The 20,762-nt window shown below is 40.6% G+C and carries 21 protein-coding genes and 2 pseudogenes; 7 read left to right on the top strand and 16 right to left on the bottom strand.

Going from position 1 to position 20,762, the window contains the following annotated elements; translation table 11 throughout:
• Positions 1–176 precede the first annotated feature (176 nt).
• The 10 genes and pseudogenes from VP97_RS12035 to VP97_RS12000 all read right to left on the bottom strand — a co-directional run bounded on the left by VP97_RS12035 (position 177) and on the right by VP97_RS12000 (position 7,870).
• On the bottom strand, positions 177–1,037 hold the full coding sequence (locus VP97_RS12035; protein ID WP_050182132.1) for a LysR family transcriptional regulator: 861 nt from the start codon (positions 1,035–1,037) through the stop codon (positions 177–179).
• A 38-nt stretch (positions 1,038–1,075) separates the two neighbouring features.
• Positions 1,076–1,957, bottom strand: coding sequence for a LysR family transcriptional regulator (locus VP97_RS12030; RefSeq protein WP_050182131.1), 882 nt, complete (start codon positions 1,955–1,957; stop codon positions 1,076–1,078).
• Positions 1,958–2,168: 211 nt separating this feature from the next.
• Positions 2,169–2,414 carry a hypothetical protein gene (locus VP97_RS24520; protein ID WP_245629883.1) on the bottom strand — a complete coding sequence of 82 codons (246 nt, stop codon included), beginning with the start codon at positions 2,412–2,414 and terminating at the stop codon, positions 2,169–2,171.
• 325 nt (positions 2,415–2,739) lie between these two features.
• Positions 2,740–3,747, bottom strand: a complete 1,008-nt coding sequence (locus VP97_RS12020; protein ID WP_050182129.1) for a quinone oxidoreductase family protein — start codon at positions 3,745–3,747, stop codon at positions 2,740–2,742.
• A 132-nt stretch (positions 3,748–3,879) separates the two neighbouring features.
• Positions 3,880–4,644, bottom strand: coding sequence for an SDR family NAD(P)-dependent oxidoreductase (locus tag VP97_RS12015; protein ID WP_050182128.1), 765 nt, complete (start codon positions 4,642–4,644; stop codon positions 3,880–3,882).
• Between the two features lie 64 nt (positions 4,645–4,708).
• On the bottom strand, positions 4,709–5,380 hold the full coding sequence (locus VP97_RS24730) for an iron-containing alcohol dehydrogenase (RefSeq protein ID WP_281175092.1): 672 nt from the start codon (positions 5,378–5,380) through the stop codon (positions 4,709–4,711).
• Positions 5,365–5,565 carry an iron-containing alcohol dehydrogenase gene (locus tag VP97_RS24725; RefSeq protein ID WP_281175091.1) on the bottom strand — a complete coding sequence of 67 codons (201 nt, stop codon included), beginning with the start codon at positions 5,563–5,565 and terminating at the stop codon, positions 5,365–5,367. Before VP97_RS24725 ends, VP97_RS24730 begins: the two co-directional genes overlap by 16 nt.
• A 35-nt stretch (positions 5,566–5,600) precedes the next feature.
• A complete protein-coding gene (locus VP97_RS24720) occupies positions 5,601–5,783 on the bottom strand; it encodes an iron-containing alcohol dehydrogenase (protein WP_281175090.1) in 183 nt (60 codons plus the stop codon).
• Between the two features lie 112 nt (positions 5,784–5,895).
• Positions 5,896–7,075: pseudogene (locus VP97_RS12005) on the bottom strand (aldehyde dehydrogenase family protein).
• Positions 7,076–7,183: 108 nt separating this feature from the next.
• Entirely contained in the window at positions 7,184–7,870 is a 687-nt protein-coding gene (locus VP97_RS12000; RefSeq protein WP_050182127.1) for an aspartate/glutamate racemase family protein, read from the bottom strand.
• A gap of 166 nt (positions 7,871–8,036) precedes the next feature.
• On the opposite strand from VP97_RS12000, the gene VP97_RS11995 reads away from it, so the two are divergent.
• Positions 8,037–8,912 carry a LysR family transcriptional regulator gene (locus VP97_RS11995; RefSeq protein WP_050182126.1) on the top strand — a complete coding sequence of 292 codons (876 nt, stop codon included), beginning with the start codon at positions 8,037–8,039 and terminating at the stop codon, positions 8,910–8,912.
• A gap of 496 nt (positions 8,913–9,408) precedes the next feature.
• On the opposite strand, the pseudogene VP97_RS24515 reads toward VP97_RS11995, so the two are convergent.
• Both VP97_RS24515 and VP97_RS11985 read right to left on the bottom strand, forming a co-directional pair.
• Positions 9,409–9,687: pseudogene (locus VP97_RS24515) on the bottom strand (nucleoside transporter C-terminal domain-containing protein); the annotation flags it as partial.
• Between the two features lie 152 nt (positions 9,688–9,839).
• On the bottom strand, positions 9,840–10,064 hold the full coding sequence (locus tag VP97_RS11985) for a hypothetical protein (RefSeq protein WP_156153482.1): 225 nt from the start codon (positions 10,062–10,064) through the stop codon (positions 9,840–9,842).
• A 241-nt stretch (positions 10,065–10,305) separates the two neighbouring features.
• Here VP97_RS11985 and VP97_RS11980 point away from each other — a divergent pair, with 241 nt between their 5' ends.
• From VP97_RS11980 to VP97_RS11970, 3 genes are read left to right on the top strand one after another with little or no spacing between them, the layout of a single operon-like run.
• On the top strand, positions 10,306–10,797 hold the full coding sequence (locus VP97_RS11980; RefSeq protein ID WP_050182123.1) for a DUF2975 domain-containing protein: 492 nt from the start codon (positions 10,306–10,308) through the stop codon (positions 10,795–10,797).
• Positions 10,798–10,807: 10 nt separating this feature from the next.
• The gene (locus tag VP97_RS11975) at positions 10,808–11,032 is read left to right on the top strand and encodes a helix-turn-helix domain-containing protein (protein WP_050182122.1); all 225 of its coding nucleotides are present in this window, start codon (positions 10,808–10,810) and stop codon (positions 11,030–11,032) included.
• A 43-nt stretch (positions 11,033–11,075) separates the two neighbouring features.
• Positions 11,076–11,846: a DUF817 domain-containing protein gene (locus VP97_RS11970; protein WP_050182121.1), complete on the top strand. Its 771-nt coding sequence runs from the start codon at positions 11,076–11,078 to the stop codon at positions 11,844–11,846.
• Between the two features lie 52 nt (positions 11,847–11,898).
• Here the strand turns inward: VP97_RS11970 and VP97_RS11965 are convergent, their stop codons facing one another.
• Both VP97_RS11965 and VP97_RS11960 read right to left on the bottom strand, forming a co-directional pair.
• Positions 11,899–12,117 carry a methyl-accepting chemotaxis protein gene (locus VP97_RS11965; protein WP_050182120.1) on the bottom strand — a complete coding sequence of 73 codons (219 nt, stop codon included), beginning with the start codon at positions 12,115–12,117 and terminating at the stop codon, positions 11,899–11,901.
• 296 nt (positions 12,118–12,413) lie between these two features.
• On the bottom strand, positions 12,414–12,758 hold the full coding sequence (locus VP97_RS11960; protein ID WP_050182119.1) for a Na-translocating system protein MpsC family protein: 345 nt from the start codon (positions 12,756–12,758) through the stop codon (positions 12,414–12,416).
• 287 nt (positions 12,759–13,045) lie between these two features.
• Between VP97_RS11960 and fdhF the strand changes: the two genes are divergently transcribed.
• The 3 genes from fdhF to fdhD all read left to right on the top strand — a co-directional run bounded on the left by fdhF (position 13,046) and on the right by fdhD (position 17,400).
• Positions 13,046–15,985 carry a formate dehydrogenase subunit alpha gene (fdhF, locus tag VP97_RS11955; RefSeq protein ID WP_050182118.1) on the top strand — a complete coding sequence of 980 codons (2,940 nt, stop codon included), beginning with the start codon at positions 13,046–13,048 and terminating at the stop codon, positions 15,983–15,985.
• 17 nt (positions 15,986–16,002) lie between these two features.
• Positions 16,003–16,476 carry a helical membrane plugin domain-containing protein gene (locus VP97_RS11950; RefSeq protein ID WP_050182117.1) on the top strand — a complete coding sequence of 158 codons (474 nt, stop codon included), beginning with the start codon at positions 16,003–16,005 and terminating at the stop codon, positions 16,474–16,476.
• A 141-nt stretch (positions 16,477–16,617) separates the two neighbouring features.
• Complete coding sequence (fdhD, locus tag VP97_RS11945; RefSeq protein WP_425388464.1) at positions 16,618–17,400, top strand: formate dehydrogenase accessory sulfurtransferase FdhD; 783 nt, start codon at positions 16,618–16,620, stop codon at positions 17,398–17,400.
• 215 nt (positions 17,401–17,615) lie between these two features.
• Here fdhD and VP97_RS11940 read toward each other — a convergent pair whose 3' ends face one another.
• Positions 17,616–18,374 (bottom strand): GntR family transcriptional regulator, encoded by a 759-nt coding sequence (locus VP97_RS11940; protein WP_082220336.1) that lies wholly within the window; start codon positions 18,372–18,374, stop codon positions 17,616–17,618.
• A 261-nt stretch (positions 18,375–18,635) separates the two neighbouring features.
• Entirely contained in the window at positions 18,636–19,733 is a 1,098-nt protein-coding gene (locus tag VP97_RS11935; RefSeq protein WP_050182114.1) for a tartrate dehydrogenase, read from the bottom strand.
• Positions 19,734–20,762: the final 1,029 nt, after the last annotated feature.

Below are 20,762 nucleotides of genomic sequence, written 5' to 3'. Positions count from 1 at the left end.
TAAGTGTAGACGCTCCAAGCTTTGCCCCGCTTAAATGAGAATGATTCCCTCAATCAGGTCTTATTTGTCTTGTTCCTTGTATAACCGCCTTTTTATAGAAAGATTTTTTAAACAGCAAAAAAGTGCCCTCCTGCGCAATAGTCACTGCACAGGGAAGCACTTTTCCCTTCTCTACTTTACCAATTACCCGCTTCGATAAAGTCAACAAAAGCTTTCACTGAAGTGATTTCAAGAGATTCCTCATTATAATACATCCAGGTTTCTCTATTAATCCTCTCACCTTCCCGATTTGTGATTTCTATTTTATACAAGTTATCTGTATCCTTTAGAATTTCACTCGGAAGAATGCCATACCCTATCCCATTTACCACCATGTCTTTGCAGGTCTCTACATCATCCACTTCCATGCTGATTGACGGTGCTTCTGAGTAGTGTGCCTTCCACCAATCACCAATAATATTTTTAAGATGAGAATCGGTTTGATACTCAATTCTCGACTCATATGGAAGATTTGATAGATGAATCTTATTTACAGACGCAACCAACATTGTTTCCTCAAAAAGATGTTGCTTTTTCCCTTCCCATTGAAAATCTCCACGCACAAACCCAATATGAATGTCCTGATTATAAAGGGATTTAACAATTTCGCTGCTCCAGCCGGTTAGTATATGAAATTCAACTGCTGGGTACGCTGACTGGAACTTTTTCAATATAGGACCGAGCTTATATTTGGTAAAAAAACTAGACGCTCCAATTCGTAATATACCAGCTGGCTTTTTACCAATCTCCGCCAAGGTTTCTTTTACACTTTGATAATGCTCAAGTACCCTTAGAGCGTTTTGGGCAAGATATTCTCCCTCAGCCGTAAACTCGATTCCTCTTCTTACAGGGTTTATGATCTTAACCCCGAACTCTTCTTGTATCTGCTTCAAGCGATTGGTCAGAGCTGGCTGGGAGATAAACAAAGTATCTGCTGTCTTTGTAATATTCTTTTGCTGATAAAGCACCTTTAAAATTTCCCAGTCCCGGTATTCCACTACATTTTGCTCCTTCCCACTAAAAAACAGACAAAACTTCATTGCTCACATGTATGATTAAAAAATTCTCTCTCTATAAATTCCACAAATGCTTTTACTATTTTTAATTCCATCCATCCCTTGTATGAGTACATCCATGTTCTTCGTAAAATCGCTTCGCCTTGTTTATCTTTTAAAATAATTTTATGTAAAGCTTCTTCACCTTCTAGAATCATGCTAGGCAGGATACCATATCCTATTCCATTAAGCACCATTTCCTTGCATGTATCCACCCTGTTCACTTTAATGCTGGTTAAAGATGAAGCAGAATAATTTTCAACCCACCAATTATCGATTAATAACTTTAGCAGAAACTCACTTTTATATTCAATTCTTCGTTTGAAAGGCAGCTGGTCAATTTCTAATTTATCAATCGATGCGATGCACAGGGTTTCTTCAAAAAGCAAATGCTTCTGATCTCTCCAGCTATAATCGCCTCGTACAAAGCCAATGTGAATATCTTTATTATAAAGGGCTTTCATTATATCGCTGCTCCAGCCCGTACGCACCTTAAATTCCACTAAAGGATACTGTTCTTTGAATTTCTTTAAAAGGAGCGGAAGTTTATATTTTGTGAAAAAATTAGACGCCCCTATCCGTAACGTCCCTCTTATCTCACCGTTCATGTTGAGTATATTCTCTTTGATTTCTCGGTAAAGAGACAGGGCTTCATCCGCTTCCGTGGCCAGGTACTCCCCCTGTGGCGTAAGGTGAATACCCTTTTTGTTGCGGGCAGCTATAATCTTTATATCCAGCTCACGCTCCATAAGTTTCAAACGACTCGTTAGGGCCGGCTGGGTTAAAAAAAAAGAGTGAGCGGTCTTTGTGATATTTTTGTGCTCATACAAAGCCTTGATGATTTCCCAATCCCGATAATCCATTCCACCGCCTCCGCTCTTTTTTCAGTACTGATTATTATTGTAATGCAAGCGCCTCTGCTGGCTCTTCAGGAGCGAATGCTGCCAGCCGAGTTCGAATCTCTTCTATATGTACCGGCTTTCGCGCCGCATTGATAAATCCTGAAGCGGTAACAATAGCGGTGCCATACTGATCATTAGGAAAAGAAGGAATTTGATACACTTCCTGCAGCCGTTATTCAATGTCAAAACATTGAGAAGCTGCAATATCATCTAGATTTACACCACCAAAAGACGGTTTCAGTATCTTCACAGTTTCTATCATTTTATCAGTGTCTGTTGTGTCCAGGCAAACCGGGAAAGCATCTACATCGGCAAATGCTTTAAAAAATAACTCCTTTACTTCTATTACTGACATGGACGCTTTAGGGCCAATATTTTTAGGATCCCGCATCGCTGTACCATTGGATACAACAGCCACGAGGTGCCTTTTCTTCGTGTAATCATATATTTTGGCATCATCTTTTTTGACGTTTAAAACAAAATTCTGCAACTCCTGGAAAATAAGCTAAACTTAAATCATTCCTATTTTATACAGTAACTGTAGAATGAATTTCGATTCCCCTCCCTTTTTGCTTCATGTATTTGTAGTACAGCTTGTTTAAGAGTCGTCATTCTGTATCTCTATTATTCTTCTCTCTTATGATTGGAGCATAAAAGCATAGCTTATTTGATTGTTTTTCAAGTTTTTGCCCACTATTTCTTTGGATCTCTTTTTTATTCATTTTCTTGAACCTTGAAAACTGTTACAGCTGCAGGGATTGATTTAATTCAGAATCAGGAAGAATTAAAACCATTTTCCCTTTGCTTTTTCTTTCTTCGATTAACGCATGGCTTTTGGCTGCATCAGCCAGTTTATAGGTGTGGCCAACAACCATATTTAAACGCTTCTCTTCTAAATAACGAATAATTTGCGAGGCAACAGGTTGTACAAGTTCCGGCCTGTGCTTTCTTATGGTTCCAAAGCTGAAGCCGCGGATGGACCGGCAGCTTGCATGAAGGTCTTTTGTTTGGATCAACCCGCTGTTTCCTCCAGCATTGCCAAAGTGTACGATTCTTCCGAACATCGCCAGGCAGTCCAGGCTTTTTTCGGTTACGTCTCCTGCAATGGAATCTAAAACAATATCAACTCCTGCACCGTTTGTAAATTCGAGCGTTTTTTGGGCAAAGTCTTCTGTTGATGTATTAATGACATGGTCTGCTCCCGCTTCTAAAACAACGGCTGCTTTTTCATCCTTGCTTACAGTACCGATTACCTTGCCCGCACCTAGCAGCTTTGCTAACTGAATCGCGGTTGTTCCCACACCCCCGCCGGATGCATGAACCAAGACGGTTTCCCCTGCCTGAATGCGGGCAACATCCGCTAGAAGCTGGTAAGCCGTAAACGAAGCAATAGGTGCCGCGGCAGCCGTTAAAAAATCAATTTCTTCTGAAATAGGGAAGGTAAGATTTGCAGGTGCAACCGCATACTCAGCGTAAGCTCCGCCTTTTGGAAAAGCTATTACTCTTTGCCCGGCGGTAAGGCCATGTACGTTCTCGCCTACTTCTGTAATGATTCCTGCTGCATCAATTCCAGGCACGTAAGGGACCTTGCCATTTCCTTTAGATCCCCGCCGTGTTTTAATATCACTGAAGTTTACACTGCAGGCTTCCACTTTGATGAGTACTTGGCCAGGACCTGCCTTTGGCTGATTAATTTCTGTATAGGTTAATACTTCGGGTCCACCAAATTGCATTACGACAATTGCTTTCATCAAACCTCTCCTTTTCTTATGATGAAAAATGCCTCCTCAACAAATAGAACAAGAAAAAGTTCTTACGCTATAAATCAAGAAGGCATCTGAAATATGGAGACTATTCATTACAATCGTATAAGTCTATTATACTTATATTGCTGTCCAGCCGCCGTCTACTCGAATCGTTTCACCTGTAATAAAATTCGCCATATCCGAAGCCAGGAATAGCACTGCTCCTGTAACATCCTGTGGCTTTGCTAACGAACCAAGCGGAATACGGCTTAAAACATCCTGATGAAAGTCTGGATCTTCAAACATTGCTTTGGTAAAATCAGTTTCAATAAATGTTGGCGCCACGGCATTGACCTTAATTTGATGTTCAGCCCATTCAACCGCCAGCGCTTTTGTCAACTGTACTGCTCCGCCTTTGCTGGAGCAGTAGGCTGCACGTTTGATGTATCCAACGAATGCCATCTGGGACACAATATTAATGATTTTGCCGGCGTGTCCCTGCTCAATCATATATTTTCCAGCCCGCTGGGTACAAAAAAATGTTCCTTTTAAGTTGGTATCAAGCACCCGGTTCCAGTCTTCTTCTGTCACTTCTAATGACGGTTTTGCAATATTAATGCCTGCGTTATTTACCAGGACATCAATCCGGCCAAGACGCTCATAAGCATGGTCAATCATGCTGTAAATTTGCTGTACATCCTGAATATCCGCTGTTAAATACGAACATTGAGGATTATGCTGCTGCAGTTCCGCTGCTGTGTCTTGAAGATCCTGCTCGTTTCTGCCAATAATGATAACGTCTGAGCCTAACTCTGCGAAGGCAAGGGCAATATTTTTGCCAATTCCCTTGCTTCCGCCGACAATGACTACCTTTTTGTTTTTTAGTTCTGAAAAATAACTCATGATTTTGCCTCCTGCTGATTCATTTAGTACAGTGAATCTGGACGTGTATGTTTAACGGGGCTTATCAAGCAAGTGATGGCTCTTCAACAGCGCCGTATGCTTCTTCATAAATCTTTTGGATTTCTTTCACTGTTAGCCATCTTGGATTGTTATTTAATAGACGATCGACTTTGCTTGCTTCTTCCGCCAAAGCTGGAATATCGGAAACTGTTACGCCTACTTCTTTCAAGCTGGAAGGAATGCCGACATCCTGGGACAGCTGGGCAAGCGTTGCAACGGAACGGTCTGCTGCTTTACGAAGTGATAGTCCTTCAATATTTTCTCCAAGCACTTCTGCAAATTTCTCCAAGTCTGCGACTACATTATATTTCATGACATACGGCAGCAGGAGCGAGTTGGCAACACTATGCGGCACTTTAAATTTACCGTCAAGTGGATAAGCCAGAGCGTGAACAGCCCCAACTCCTGCATTTCCAAGAGAAATCCCTGCCAGAAGACTGCCCATTGCCATATCTTCACGTGCTTTTAGATCTTTTCCGTTATATACGGCTTTATGAATAGAACGCGAAATCAGCTTGATCGCCTGAAGAGCGATGCCGTCTGTTAGCTCTCCAGCCCGAATGGCCGTATATGACTCTACAGCATATACTAACGCATCCATTCCAGTTGCCGCTGTAACCGCTGGAGGGACGGTCAATGTCAGTTCAGCATCTACAATGGCTACACTTGGAAGCAAATATGGGCTAACAATTCCTTTTTTACTTTGTCTCGTGTATCGGTAAAAATAGCATTGTACGTTACTTCCGAGCCAGTTCCGGCTGTAGTCGGAATCAGAATTGCAGGAACTCCCGAATTCTTTACTTTGTCAATGCGGACAAAATTGCGCACATCTTCTTTGTTTGTTAACATGATGGAAAGCACTTTTGTAATATCTGGTGCACTGCCGCCTCCTACACCTACAAGCAGATCATATAGCCTTTTCCTTCAATCTGGGCAGCCAGCTGTTCTAAGTTTTCAAATGGTGGTTCAAGTACTACATCATCAATAACATCTGCTTCCAGGTCAGCTGTAGCCAGTGGTTCCATCACTCTAGACAGTAACCCTGTTTCACGAATAATTTTGTCCGTTACAATAATCACTTTTGTGGCTTCTAATTTTTTTGCCTGTTCCCCTACTTAAGCTATAGGTCCTGTCCCTGTAATTAGCGTTCCAGCTGTACAAAAATATGAAATTCCCATGGTCCATTCCTCCTTAGCTTAATTTAATACCAATAAACTTGATTTCAGTCATATCCTCAATCGCATATTTAACTCCTTCTTTTCCAACACCGCTTAATTTAAATCCTCCGTAAGGGTAATTGTCTTGGCGATATATAGACGTTTCATTGATCCAAACGCCTCCTGTTTCAAGACTTTCAGCTACCCGCATAGCGCGGTTAATGTCATTAGTGAATACTCCCGCCTGCAATCCGAATACAGAATCATTTGCCATTTCAATGACTTCTTCTATTTCAAATGGAATCACAGAAACAATTGGCGCAAATGTTTCCTCGCACACTACTTTCATATCCGGCTAAACATCTACAAGAATCGTTTGCTCCAGCAGCGTTCCATTCCGGCTGCCGCTAATCGCCAGTTTTGCACCTGCCTGGACAGCTTCTTGGATCCAGTTGTGCGCACGGATGGCTTCTTTTTCGCTGATCATTAGCCCAATATCCGTTGATTCTTCTGCTGGATTGCCAATGACCAAGTCCTTTACCGTAGAAACATATTGATTTAAAAATTCCTCATAAACCCCTTTTTGTACGTAAATACGCTGTGCTGAAATAGAAACCTGTCCGGAGAAGGCGAAGGCTCCAAGTACTAACCCTGTGGCAGCTGCCTTAACATCCCCAATTTCTGACCCGTTTCCGACTACCAAATTGAGTGCACCTTTAGGCAGTCCTGCTTCTTCAAATAACTTTACAAGCATATGAGCTGAGAGCGGTGTTTGCCTGCTGGTTTTAAAACGACCGTATTCCCTGCGGCAAACGCTGGTGCCAGCTTGTGCAAAGCCAGGTTCAGAGGAAAATTAAAGAGTGTAATAGCAGAAGTAACGCCTATTGGCAGACGGCGAACCATTCCAATTCGGTTTTCTCCACCAATGGCCGCATCCATCGGAACAAGTTCTCCTTCATTTTTTTTCGCTTCATCCGCTGCAAAACGAAGAACCTGTACGGCTCTTCCTACTTCCCCTCGGCCGTCACGAATGGGCTTTCCTGCTTCTAACACAAGAATTTGTGCAAATTCTTCTTTTTCTCTTCCAGCAAATCCGCTGTTTTACGTAAAATATCCGTACGCTGGAAAGTCGGCATTTTCTTCATTATTTGATGAAAAGTTTGGTAAGCGGATTCAATAGCATTTTCAGCAATCTCTTTCGAAGCTACACTCACTTTTCCAACCACTTCTCCGTTAAATGGGCTGATAACATCCGTCACTTTTTCTCCTGATTGTTTAACAGGATTTCCCTCGTCAGGGAAGTTACATGCATTAAATCAACATTAATCATTTAAAACTGCCAACTTTTTCGCTACTGCATCAACAATTGCTTTTACGCTCATTTCAGGACTGGTCAATACTGGCTTTGATTTAATTTTTAAGGTTTTGAGCGCCCTGGCCATAGAAAATTGGGCAAAAAGAATAACGTCGCACTCCGAAGATAACTCTTCTACCTTCTGGTGAATAAGCTCGTCATGTTTAGCCTCTTGTCGATTTTGCAACGCTTCGAAAGCTTCAGAAATAACAGCGGTTTCAATAAAAACTTTCTTTTGACGTTTAGCTGCAATTCCTTCTAACAATTTTGTTGTTGTAGGTCCAGCGGCTTCTACAGTGGCAATGACTCCAATGCGGCTTCCCCTCTCTACTGCCTCCTCAAGCATGCTTAAATCAGCGCTTAACATTGGAACATCAAACAAGTGGCTGATTTCCGCAACGGCCGGCGTAAAAGAAGAACATGTCAGCAGTATCCCGTCTACTCCATGATTGGCAGCTTTTTGGGCTAAATTCATTAATCGTCTGATCATATCTTTTGTTACTGTATTCGTTTCGTTTAATTCAAAGATCAAACTTTCATCCATAAAATTTACTAACGTAACATGGGGAGCATGCTCACGAAATGCCTCTAAAATCGACGGAACTGAGTTCATCGTTGCGTGAATAAGTCCAATTCGATAGGTTTTTTCTGTCAAATTATTGCCTCCTGTTCCTTTTAGTTACTGTTTTAATAAAGGCTTTATACACGAAAGAAAATGAATTATTTTCTATATAATAAATGTATTATAGTTATAATAATTAATAAAATATTTAATTTGGATAAGGATTGATAGATATTTTCGATAATGAGAGGAGCTTAAAATGGGTACAAAAGATTGGATTATTCTACAAACCGTTTATGAAGAAAAAAATATTACCAGAGCAGCGGAGCGGCTATATATTGCACAGCCAACTTTAACATATCGCCTACAGCAGATTGAGAAAGAATTTGATATAAAACTTTTTTATCGAGGACGAAAAGGGGTCGATTTTACAGAAGAAGGAGAACTATTAGTAAGACATGCCGTAGCTATGTTGAAAGAACAGCAGAAAATAGAAGAACAGCTCTGGAACAGAGGGAATGAAGTGAAGGGCACCTTACGGTTAAGCGTATCGAGAACGTTTGCTTTTTATCGACTACCCCAGCTTCTCAAAGCTTTTAATGAAAAGTTTCCTAAAGTTGAGTTTCATGTCACTACTGGTGTAAATAGTGATGTGATCCAAACGGTTTATAAACAGGAAGCACATGTAGGAATAGTCAGAGGAAATCATAACTGGCCAAATAAAAGCCTGACAATTTCAGAAGAAAGTATTTGTATCCTTTCCTCTCAAAAAATATCATTAGAAGACCTCCCTTCCATGCGAAGAGTCATTTACCAGACCGACCCTGCATTAGACATGATTATTGATAACTGGTGGAAAGACCACTTTTCTACACCTTCAATCAGTCATATGGATGTCGACAACGTGGAAATTGCAAAAAGAATGGTTCTTAATAATCTGGGTTATTGTATCTCACCGAGTATTGTGCTTGAAAAAAACGACCAGTTGCAAAAGGTTGTCCTTATGGACAAAAATGGATCTCCCATTCTGTGGGAAACCCGTGTGTTATACAGAGAAGAACTTTTAGAATTGACAATGGTAAAGGAGTTCATTGATTTTGTGCAGACGTATAATTTAACTTTCTCTGAAGAATAAGTGAAAAAGTTAATTTCAGGTTTATGAAATAGAAAACAGTGATCAACACTTGTGAAAACTATATATAGTTCTTAACTCTTATTTCTGTATTACATTATTTACTTTGGTAATTCTTTAGCAATTACTTTCAATAATTTCAAACAAAAGAAAAGGGCTTTCTGCGAGGGAAAGTCTCTTTTTCGTGCATTGTATTCTTGTAATTCCAGATTAGAGATCGCTTCTCCATGTCGAATCTGTTCTTAATTCCTATCAAGTAAATTTGTCAACGAAAGACCTCATAATGTAGACAAAGTATTGATGACTGTATACGTAAACAAAATGGGCCGGCGGCGTCCGGGTAGCCCTGCTTTCCACGGGGCAGGGGCAGGCGCAGCCGAGGAGCCTCCCGCACTAACCTAGATGCCCGAAGTCCGGCAAGCTTTATCTATCAGCTCTTTTAAAAACGAAAGACTTTGTCTTCATACTGCAAAAAGCCTTTGTTTTCTTTCCTCTACTCTTAAAGAAACAGACTGACGATGGTTGCAGAAAGAACAGAAGCCACCGTTGCCACCAAAAGTATTTTCAAACCAAAACTAGCCACTTTCGTTCCTTGCTCCTGGCTAAAGCTTTGCACGGTTCCCTGGATGATTCCGACTGATGAGAATCTTGCAAAGCTGATCAGGAATACAGATACAATACCGACTGTTTTGGCCGTTAAGGTATCAATAAGCGGAGCAAAGCCCAGCATGGCAACGAATTCGTTTGCCAGTATTTTTGTTGCCATCACAGCCCCTGCTTGAACAGATTCTCAAAATGGAATCCCCATTACCAGCGCAACTGTTGATAACACACAGCCAAGGATGGTTTCAAGCTTTAGGCCTGTCAATCCTTTCCATTCCCCAGTGTTTCTCACAATTGGTACGCCTGCCAGATACGCTTTTATTGTATTTAATTCCATTTCCAAGTATAAATCGTTACGTAAAAGACATCATGGAATGTCACTAATATGGCTTCTTCTGTCGCTTTATGCACCGGACCCATAGCAAGTGTAGTGTTGTCAGCTTTTGTACTGCTTGTGTATGCTAAAAGCTTTACATTTGCACGTTTTGCAGCGTTAATCGCATGGGCATGTTGAGCAATGCGCTTTTCATTAATCGGTTTTGTAGCCGACATCACCAATAAGCAATCAATGCCGCCAAAAGCTTTATCTAAGAAGCCGGGTCTTTGAAATCACCTTGTCTTATATCCATTCCAGGTGAATGGAGCGCATCTACTTTTTCTGAATTCCTGACACTAATCACTCATTTATTTTCGAAAACACGATAAAAACATTATAAAATTAAATAAAAATTTATTGTAAAACGATAAATAACATGCTAAATTCAAATTAACAAATAAATAAGTGAGGTGCTTTATGAAACAAGTGTCAACGCTTTTTTTAAAGATCGCTGTGATTCTTATCGGGATTCCTGTTCTTGCTTTGTGTCTATTTTTGCTGCCTCAAATAGCGAATGAAGCAAATGAAGCAGCAGAAAGAGGCGCCGATGTGGCTTTTGTGGTATATGGCATTTTAATGGTTATGTATATAGCGACGGTACCGTTTTACACGGCTCTGTATCAGGCTTTTAAACTTTTGAGTTATATTGACAAAAACAAAGCTTTCTCAAAATTATCTGTAAGGGCTCTAAAGAATATAAAAAGCTGTGCCATCATAATCAGTGGGTTGTATGTGGTGGCACTACCATTAGTCTATATCATGGCGGAGATAGATGACGCACCGGGTCTCGTATTAATCGGAATGGTCCCTATCTTTGCTTCTATGGTGATTGCCGTCTTTGCAGCTGTTCTGCAAAAGCTTTTGCAGGAAGCCATCGATATAAAATCAGAAAATGACTTGATCGTCTGAGGTGAAAACAATGGCAATAATCATTAATATTGACGTGATGCTGGCTAAAAGGAAAATGAGCGTAACAGAACTTTCAGAAAGGGTTGGCATCACAATGGCTAATCTTTCAATATTGAAAAATGGAAAAGCAAAAGCCATTCGGTTTTCAACGTTAGAGGCCATTTGCAAAGCGTTAGAATGCCAGCCCGGAGATATTTTAGAATATCGAAATGATGAAGATATCCAGGGTGGATAAAGTGGGTTACTATATTCGGAAAAAGCCTTTGGAGGCACAAATCATGCAAGCACTCAAACAACTCATTCGTTTTGGCTGGGAGCAGGCCCTGTCATGCTTGTTTCCTGTCGTTATTTTTGCCTCTCTAGCTTTTACACAAATCCTACCACTTCCTTTTCTGCCACGGTACGACTGGCTGCTCATTATCTTCCTTCTCATGCAGTGGGGGATGGTGCGTTCCGGACTTGAAACCCGGGATGAATTAAAGGTTATTACATTGTTTCATCTTATTGGACTCGTACTTGAACTTTTCAAAGTGCATATGGGTTCCTGGTCTTATCCAGAGGAAGGATATTTTAAATTTTTTGGCGTGCCTCTATATAGCGGATTTATGTATGCAAGTGTAGCGAGTTATCTTTGCCAGGCGTGGAGGAGGCTGAACGTTGAACTGGTTAAATGGCCGCCATTTTTGATCGTTGTGCCTCTTACAGCGGCAATTTATTTAAATTTTTTCACCCACCATTATTGGATTGACGTTCGCTGGTGGTTATCCGGACTTGTCATTATTGTCTTTTGGCAATCATGGGTCACATATGAGATTGATGGAACTCGTTACCGTATGCCGCTCGCACTTTCTTTTGTGCTCATCGGGTTCTTTATATGGATAGCGGAAAATATCGCAACGTTCTTTGGCGCCTGGGAATACCCAAACCAAACCGATGCATGGAGTCTCGTTCATCTAGGAAAGGTGAGTTCATGGCTTCTATTGGTGATTGTCAGCTTTCTTATAGTAGCGACGTTAAAGCAGGTTAAGGGGAAAATGCCACCAGGATAGATGCTAGTCAATTTTATAACGGTTAATCAGCCTGATTAAAAAAGTCGAGTCCTTAGCGTAGTAAGGAATTCGACTTTTTTAGTTTGAAGTTATCCAGTTGTTCAATTTCCATATCTTTTTGAATGTGGTTGACCAATTCGGCAATTAATTTTGTTGAGGACTGCGGCTGTTCCGCCCATCTTCTCATCTCATCAACAGCAACAGCAAATCCTTTTCCTTGTTTCTCTACGTGCGCTACCTCTATGGCTGTGTTCAATGCTAACAGATTCATTTGATCGGCGTTATATCCAGCCAGGATTCCCCTGACTCTTTTGAGTGCTATAAGAGGGATCCACTCACTTTATTGGAATCACTAAATCATTGACGGATAAATTTCATTTGATTTAAGTTGTTTTTAATAGGCTGACCGCCCTCTTCTCCTTCAAGCGTTGTTTCCTTTTCTGTCTCTGCCACTGGATTTGGATAGATATCCTATGTGCCCATTTGTGATAATCGACATCTTTTCGTATTTCTTCGCAAAAGCTGGCTTATATGCTTTATACGCTGTCAAAAATGAATACTTGTAACCTATTTAATTGGCTTCTCGAAAATAAACACCGAGATTGCCAGGTCCTCTTCTATTTTAATATCATTAAATAGATGCAATAATTTAGATCCAACAAGCTCTTCCAAACCTTCAGGTATATTTTCTTTATATAATTCCTGTATCATGACTGTTCGTGCATTATGAACCATTTGCTGCCCTTCTGCTGTTTTTGATATGAATTTTTCCGACACGGTCAAATTTCCATGCATTTTGGTGACAGCCATATTTTCAACGAAATAGGTGTAAATTTTTTCTGGTCCTTTTCCGAATAAATCCTTTCTTACTTTTCGAATAATCTCATTGAAAGCGGATTCTTTTTTCATCATTTCTCATCCCTTCTACCAACTATTATACGTTGAAAAACAAAAAAAAACGAAAAATAATTTCCTTACCATCTTGTCTTTTCAAGCAAGAGGCGTATAATTATTTTTAAAATAATGAGGTATAAATGGAATTCTTAATAATTTTTTTGTTAAGGCTCTATTACATAAATTTATGGTGGAATGGCACATTAGTAGGCATATGCTAATTGGTTAATCCAGCACAATAAACACCTTAGAGGTGTTTGCTGTGCTGGATTTTTTTATTCCCTAATAAAGAGGAGCGCATTGCAATGAATCAGGAATACATAAACATTTATTTGAATCATCAAGAATATACCGTACAGCCTGGCACCAGTATTTTAGAAGCCGTTAACCAGGCCGGCCTTGCCCTTCCGCAAGTATGCTACGTCCCGGAAGTAGATCCAATCCAAACCTGTGATACATGTATTGTCGAAGCAGACGGAAAACTGGTACGTTCTTGCGCCACACCTGTATCTAATGGAATGAATATCTCGCTTTCTTCTGACCGGGCAAAGGCTGCGCAAACAGAAGGAATGGACCGGCTGCTTGAAAACCACATGCTGTATTGTACAGTATGTGACAACAATAATGGAAACTGTACGCTGCATAACACAGTTGAAATGATGGGCATTGAGCATCAAAAGTATCCATTTACACCGAAGGCAGATCCAAACGAAGTAGATATGTCCCACCCCTTTTACCGCTACGACCCAAACCAGTGTATTGCCTGCGGCCAGTGCGTGGAAGTATGCCAAAGCCTGCAAGTCAACGAAACTCTTTTAATAGATTGGGAAGCAGAACGTCCACGCGTTTTATGGGATAAGAGGGGAACAACCATTAATGATTCTTCTTGTGTGAGCTGCGGTCAATGTGTCACGGTCTGCCCTTGTAATGCATTGATGGAAAAATCAATGCTCGGTGAAGCCGGATTTATGACAAAAATAGAACCTAATTTATTAAATCCAATGATTGATCTGGTAAAAGATGTGGAGCCTGGCTACAGCGGTATTTTTGCTGTCTCTGAGATTGAAGCAGCAATGCGCGAAACAAGAACAAAAAAAACCAAAACCGTGTGCACATTTTGCGGTGTCGGCTGCTCTTTTGAAGTGTGGACAAAAGGCCGGAAGATTCTTAAAGTGCAGCCCACATCAAAAGCACCTGTTAACGCCATTTCAACTTGTGTAAAAGGCAAATTCGGCTGGGATTTTGTGAACAGCGAAGAACGGATTACATCACCCATGATCCGTCGAGGCAATGAATTTGTGGAGGCAACATGGGAAGAAGCGCTAGATCTTGTTGCAAGCAAGCTTGGAGGCATTAAGGAGCAATATGGCAGCGATGCCCTCGGCTTTATCTCTTCTTCTAAAATGACCAATGAAGAAAACTACTTGATGCAGAAAATGGCTCGCCAGGTATTTGAAACAAATAACGTCGATAACTGTTCGCGCTACTGCCAGTCTCCTGCTTCCTGGGGATTACAGCAAACAGGCGGCATCGGCGGTGACTCGGGCACAATTAAAGATATTGCTTCTGCAGGCCTTGTTATTTTGGTAGGCTGTGCGCCTGCGGAAGGACATCCAGTGCTTGCGACAAGAATTAAACGTGCTCACAAATTGCACGGGCAAAAGTTAATTACGGTTGATCTGCGCAGGCACGAGATGGCAGATCGTGCGGACTTGTTTATTCGTCCAAAACAAGGAACGGATTATGTATGGATTTCGGCTGTGGCAAAATATATGATCGACCAGGGCTGGCATGACCAGGCATTTGTTGACGAAAAAGTAAACTTCTTCGATGACTACGTAAAAGGACTGGAGCGCTTTACGCTTGAATTTGCCCAAAAAGAAACAAATATCTCGAAAGAAACACTGATTCAAATGGCGGAAATGATCCGTGATGCAGATGGAACAGCGATTTGCTGGGGTATGGGTGTCACACAAAATAGTGCCGGTTCCTATACGTCAGCCGCTATTGCCAACTTGCTTCTCGTTACCGGTAATATGGCCCGTCCAGGTGCAGGGGCGTACCCGCTTCGCGGCCACAATAATGTCCAGGGTGCGGCGGATATGGGTACGATGCCAAACATCTTCCCTGGATACCAGTCTGTTACAAACGATGAGATCCGCGCTAAATTCGAAAAAGCCTATGGCGTTGATATTTCCTCGAAACCAGGGCTTGATAACATTGAAATGCTTGCCGCGATTGATAAAGGAGATTTAAAAGGCATGTATATTGCCGGTGAAGATATGGCATGGGTAGATGCAGACTCTAACCATACACAGGATATGCTGGCGAAATTAGATTTCCTGGTTGTGCAGGAAATTTTCTTTACGACAACGGCTCAATTTGCAGATGTGATTTTGCCAGGCGCTCCATCGTTAGAAAAAGACGGTACGTTCACCAATACAGAACGCCGCGTTCAGCGTTTGTATCAGTCACTGGACACACTTGGAGACAGTAAGCCGGACTGGTGGATTTTCATGCAGATGGCAAAGCGGTTTGGCTATGAGTGGAACTACTCTCACCCGAGTGAAATTTTTGCGGAAATGGCGAGTTTAACACCATTTTTCAGTCAATGTGATTATGATGTACTAGAAGGCTGGAATAGCTTTAGCTGGGGTTCTCAAGATGGCACAGACACGCCTCTCCTGTTTACGGACGGCTTTAATTTCCCGGACAAAAAAGCGCGTTTTGCCCTGTTTGATTATGTACCGCCAGTGGAATACCCGGCTGAATTTGATTTAACGCTCAATAATGGACGGCTTTTAGAACAGTTTCATGAAGGAAATATGACCAACAAATCAAACGGCATGAACAAAAAGCTGCCAAAGGTTTTCGTAGAGGTATCACCAGAACTCGCAAGAGAGCGCGGTGTAGAAAGCGGATCACTGGTTCGCCTTTTATCTCCTTACGGTTCGATTAAGCTGAATGTATTAGTGTCAGACCGTGTTTATGGGAAAGAAGTGTATGTACCGATGCACTCGACCAGTCATGAAAATGCGGTCAACCTTCTGACCGGGAATGGATTTGATATTATCACCCATACACCTGCTTATAAACAAACAAAGGTGCGGATGGAAGTGCTGAGCGTTAGCGGAGAAAATCCACTTCCAAAAACAAGTCCAAGAACGAAAAAACGCCACCCTCAAAATGGAGTGGAAGTTGAACGCAAGTGGAAACGGCCAGGATATGTTTCATTAGTTGACTAAACATTGGAGGTAAGAGAATGGCAAGTCCGATCAGCACGTTCAAAAAACGGGAATGGAATGAAGAAGAAAAAAAGCAGCAGTCAATGACTAAATTAACAGACAGCTTAACAGAAAATGAAGAAGCGCTTCAAAAAACAATGGCCATTGTTCGCGAGCTTCATGACAGCGGCATTCTTGAAGCCGCAGAATCGATGTTGAAAGCAAAAGAAAACATTGCAGAAGTGGCATTGGGCCAGATAGGCCGAAAAGAAATGACCTCCCTTATCAACAATGTGATGGCTGCGGCCGGTATTTTAACCGCTATTGATCCGGAACAAACAAAAAAATTGCTGGCAGGTGTCACCAGTGGACTCGAAGAAGCAAAAGAAAACAACGATCAAAAAGTCCGCTTATTTGATTTAATGAAAGCATTGAAAGACCCGGATGTGAACCGTGCGATGAATTTTGGCCTTCACTTTTTAAAGGGTTTGGGAAAAGGAATAAAAGAATAACTGTATACAGGGAAGGGGGTCTATCCCCCTTCCCACCTGTATATGTAATAGCTATAAATTCAGCAAAATGTTGGAAAGTTTCGAACACATTATACATAAAGGGAGGGAATGACCGTGACGCCAGCAGAAACAAACCGGAAAATTCTCCGTTTCACTAGCGGAAGAGCTGAGTACAAAGAGGATCGCATTGTCACCGAGTACCCTGTCACCGTAAAAATTAATGATGAAGAATTTGTTACGATGGTCTGTACGCCAGAGCATATAGAAGATATGGTAATTGGTTATTTAGCTTCTGAAGGGGTTATCCGCAAATATGAAGATATTCAAGATGTATGGCTGCAGGAAGGAGAAGGCTACGTTCACATAAAGACGGCCAGAGTCAACTCATACTATCAGCAGTTTCATAATAAGCGCTATATTACATCCTGCTGCGGGGCAAGCCGGCAGGGATTTGTTTTTGTAAATGATAAATTTACTGCAAAAAAGATGAAGAACAGGAACGTTACAATCTCAGTGGAAGATTGTTTCCGCTTAATGAACGAAATGCAGAGCTCTGCGCAAACGTTCCAACAGACAGGCGGTGTCCATAACGCAGCTCTTTGCGACCGTAACGGAATTGTTCTAAGCAGAATGGACATTGGACGTCATAATGCACTTGATAAAATATATGGATATTGTTTAAAAAACCGAATTACGATGCATGATAAAATCCTTGTTTTCAGCGGCCGTCTTTCATCAGAGATTTTATTAAAGACAGCTAAAATCGGCTGTGAAGTGGTACTAACTAAATCCGCTCCAACAGAATTGGCACTAAACCTTGCAGAGGAGTTACAAATCACAACGGTAGGTTTCATTCGCAACCAGTCTTTAAATATATACACTTACCCTGAACGAATTGATAGTGTTTTAGATTGTCAGCACTAAATCAGGCTATTTTTTTTAAGGGAGAATCTTTTTGAGACGCATAAGTACAACTATGAACGTGAAAAACGATGTTTCCCCCAAAAAACATAACCGGTTACTCCGAATTCAAGGAATACCGGTTATGTTACTTTCTTTCCAAAAGGTCTTAATGAGATAAGCATTCGACTTTTATGAGGATCAAATGGACCCTTCTCTAAAATTAAATAAGCTTTCGATTACTTTATTTCGCTAATCTTTTCAACTGCTGTAAGGATTTCATTACGCGCGCGATTTCGATGTGATTGCATTAAAACACGGGCTGCATTACTGTCTTTAGCCTTCATACATGCAATAATTGCTTTATGCTCTACTATGGAGTGAAAAGGTACAGGCCTGTGATTAATGGTAAATAACCGCGCCCTATATAGTTGATCTGAATGGGTATCTATTACCGTCCTAAGACGCTTGTTTTTTGCGTAATCAATAATTAGATGGTGAAATTGGTCATCTAGCATCGCCCATTTTTTTAAATTTTCTTGCTCAAGCGCTTCTTCCTGCTGTTCGATTAATAATTCAAGTTCATCTATCTCTGCTTCTCCAACCTTTGCAGTAGCAAGACTTACGGCAAGTCCATCAAGTGTTTCAACAATTTCATAAATTTGTTTAAGATCCTCTGTTTCAATTGGTTCTACAATAAATCCTCGTCTCGGAATAAGACGAACCATCCCTTCCGTCTCCAAACGGACAAGCGCTTCCCTTACTGGCGTACGACTCATCTGTAATACTTCAGCCATCTCCCGCTCTAATATTGTTTTTCCAGGAGGAAGGATTAAATCACGAATAGCCAGCCGGATAATATGGTATGCCCGCTGTGGTAAACGGTATTCATCAAAACCTTTGAGATTATCAATAAAGAACAAAAACTCTTTCTCTATACTTGTTTCGTTTAAAGAAAAATTTATTTCACTATCCTTATCAGCTATCCTTTTTTTCATCACTATCACCTAATCCATTCATCTTTTATCAAGTCATTATTTAAGCGATAAATCTGGTGCTTAACACGTACCATTTTACGCATCTAAAAAAAAAGTATCCTCTTTAGTTTGCAAACCAAATCGTGCAATGTCAAATAAACAAATTAAGCAACATAAAAATCAGGCTCTTATTATTGAAAAATTATTTTCGACTGATAAAAATTCTCTTACAAAAGAAAAAGGCCGGGGAAGTTTTTTTCAAAAACCCCCGAGCCTTCTTTTTTAAACTTCCGTTTTGACTTTTGATAGATTTTCTATAATAGCATCGGTTATTTCATTTGTGTTATACGTTCCTCCCAGGTCTCGCGTCAGAATGCCCTGGCGCGTCGTTTCAGCAATGGCTTTATTGATGAGCTCTGCTTCTTCTTTTAACCCTAGATGATCTAACATTAGTGCAGCGCTTCCGATTGCTCCAATCGGGTTGGAAATCCCCTGGCCTGCAATATCAGGTGCCGATCCATGAACGGATTCGAACATACTTGGTGCAGTCCCTTCAGGATTGATGTTTGCGCTGGCAGCTAATCCTAGACTTCCTGCAAGAGCACTGCCCAGGTCAGAAAGAATGTCTGCGAATAAATTAGAAGCCACCACAACCTCTAGCTCCTCGGGTTTTAATACAAACTGTGCTGCCGCTGCATCAACAAGCCATTGATCCGTCTCTACATCCGGATAATCTTTGCTTACACGGGCAAATACTTCATCCCAAAGTACCATTCCATACTGCTGCGCGTTGCTTTTCGTGATGCTTGTTACTTTCTTTCTTTTACGTGTCCGGGCAAGATCAAAAGCATAACGGATGATCCGTTCGCAGCCATGCTCTGTAAATAAAGCGGATTGCACAGCCACTTCTTTTCCAGGTCCACGTCCAGAGAAATTGCGGCCTCCGATGCCTGAATATTCCCCTTCGGAGTTTTCACGAATCAATACCCAGTTTAGAGAATCAACATCCGGATGATTAAGTCGTCTTGGAACACCAGGGAGAAATTCGATAGGACGAATATTAGCCCACTGATCAAATCCCTGACAGATCGCCAGGCGCAAGCCCCATAAGCTTATATGATCTGGCACTCCTGGAAATCCAACAGCTCCGAAATAAATCGCATCATAATCTCTTAGTTTATCTACTCCGTCTTCATCCATCATTTTTCCATTTTCTAAATAATATTCACATCCCCAGGGGAAGAAATCGCTTTCAAATTCAAACTTCCCATTAGAATCTTTCGCTAAATGATTAATGACACGAAGACCAGCCTCAACGACTTCTGTGCCAATTCCATCACCTGGAATAACTGCTAAACGGAATTTTTTTGTTTCATTCATTGAAAATCCTCCTCTACTAACTCTACCTCTTCAGGCGGTTTAGTTTAATGTGAATCTTATAGTCATTATAATAATTAATGTATACGTTATTGTCAAATATTTTTTGACAATTTAGAATATTTTTAGTTCCTTCTATAAATACTCAACAAAATGTTGTATTATTGGAATGCAATTTTTATAATTTTTAAAACTTAAAGCTTCTCCTTACTGGTACAGTTATTATTTCAGATAAAAGGAAATACCCAGAATAAATCGGCATTAATGTATGCATTAATGCCGATTTGAGAAGATTAGCTTACTATTTTCTTTTTTTATCATCCTCGGAAAAAAAAGGAGGGATTTTTTTTCGAATGCGCTTTTAAAAGTAGAGATTTAACTTCATAATTTTTTAATGAGATTTTGGCTTTATTCCCTCAGGTCGATAATAACTGAAGTAGTATTTTTGTATACGGTTTTAATGATAAGGTCATCACAAACAAGGATCTTAAAAGTGTTTAGCTGGATTGTAAATGATACCACCAATTCATGTTATAAACAGATATATAAAAGTGAGGTTACCACAAAACTAAACAGTACAAATAAAAATATTGAGTAAAGTCATTTTTAATGAATAAAAAGAAAATGCTTTTAAAAAAAGCAGTAAATAAATTCGCTTCATGGAGTAAATGAATAAGAGTCCAGAAACCTTATTTACTGTTAACCCTTCTGAGAAGGTTTTAGAAAAAAGATTGGATTTTATCATTTTTAGGGGAGATGGTTTGTATGTTAACAGTCTTAGCATTATAAATGATCACTGTATTCATTGCACTTCTCTCAAAAAATAAATTAACGGTATTCGGGGCGCTAACCATTGTTCCATTTATTTTTGGAGCCATTGCTACCTTCGCAACGGGTGCTTCATTTTGGGATCTCTTCGAATGGATTAAAGAAGGTTTTTATTTAGTGTAGATGAAGAAACAGGAGAGGTTTCTACGGAGTTATTTTACCCGCTATTGTGATTTTATTTGCGGTTTTGTATTTCGATGTTAT

This window comes from Domibacillus robiginosus (assembly GCF_000966195.1).
GTDB classification, from domain to species: domain Bacteria; phylum Bacillota; class Bacilli; order Bacillales; family Domibacillaceae; genus Domibacillus; species Domibacillus robiginosus.
The sequence above is the reverse complement of the archived record's forward strand: the minus strand, read 5'-3'. Positions and strand labels throughout refer to the sequence as shown.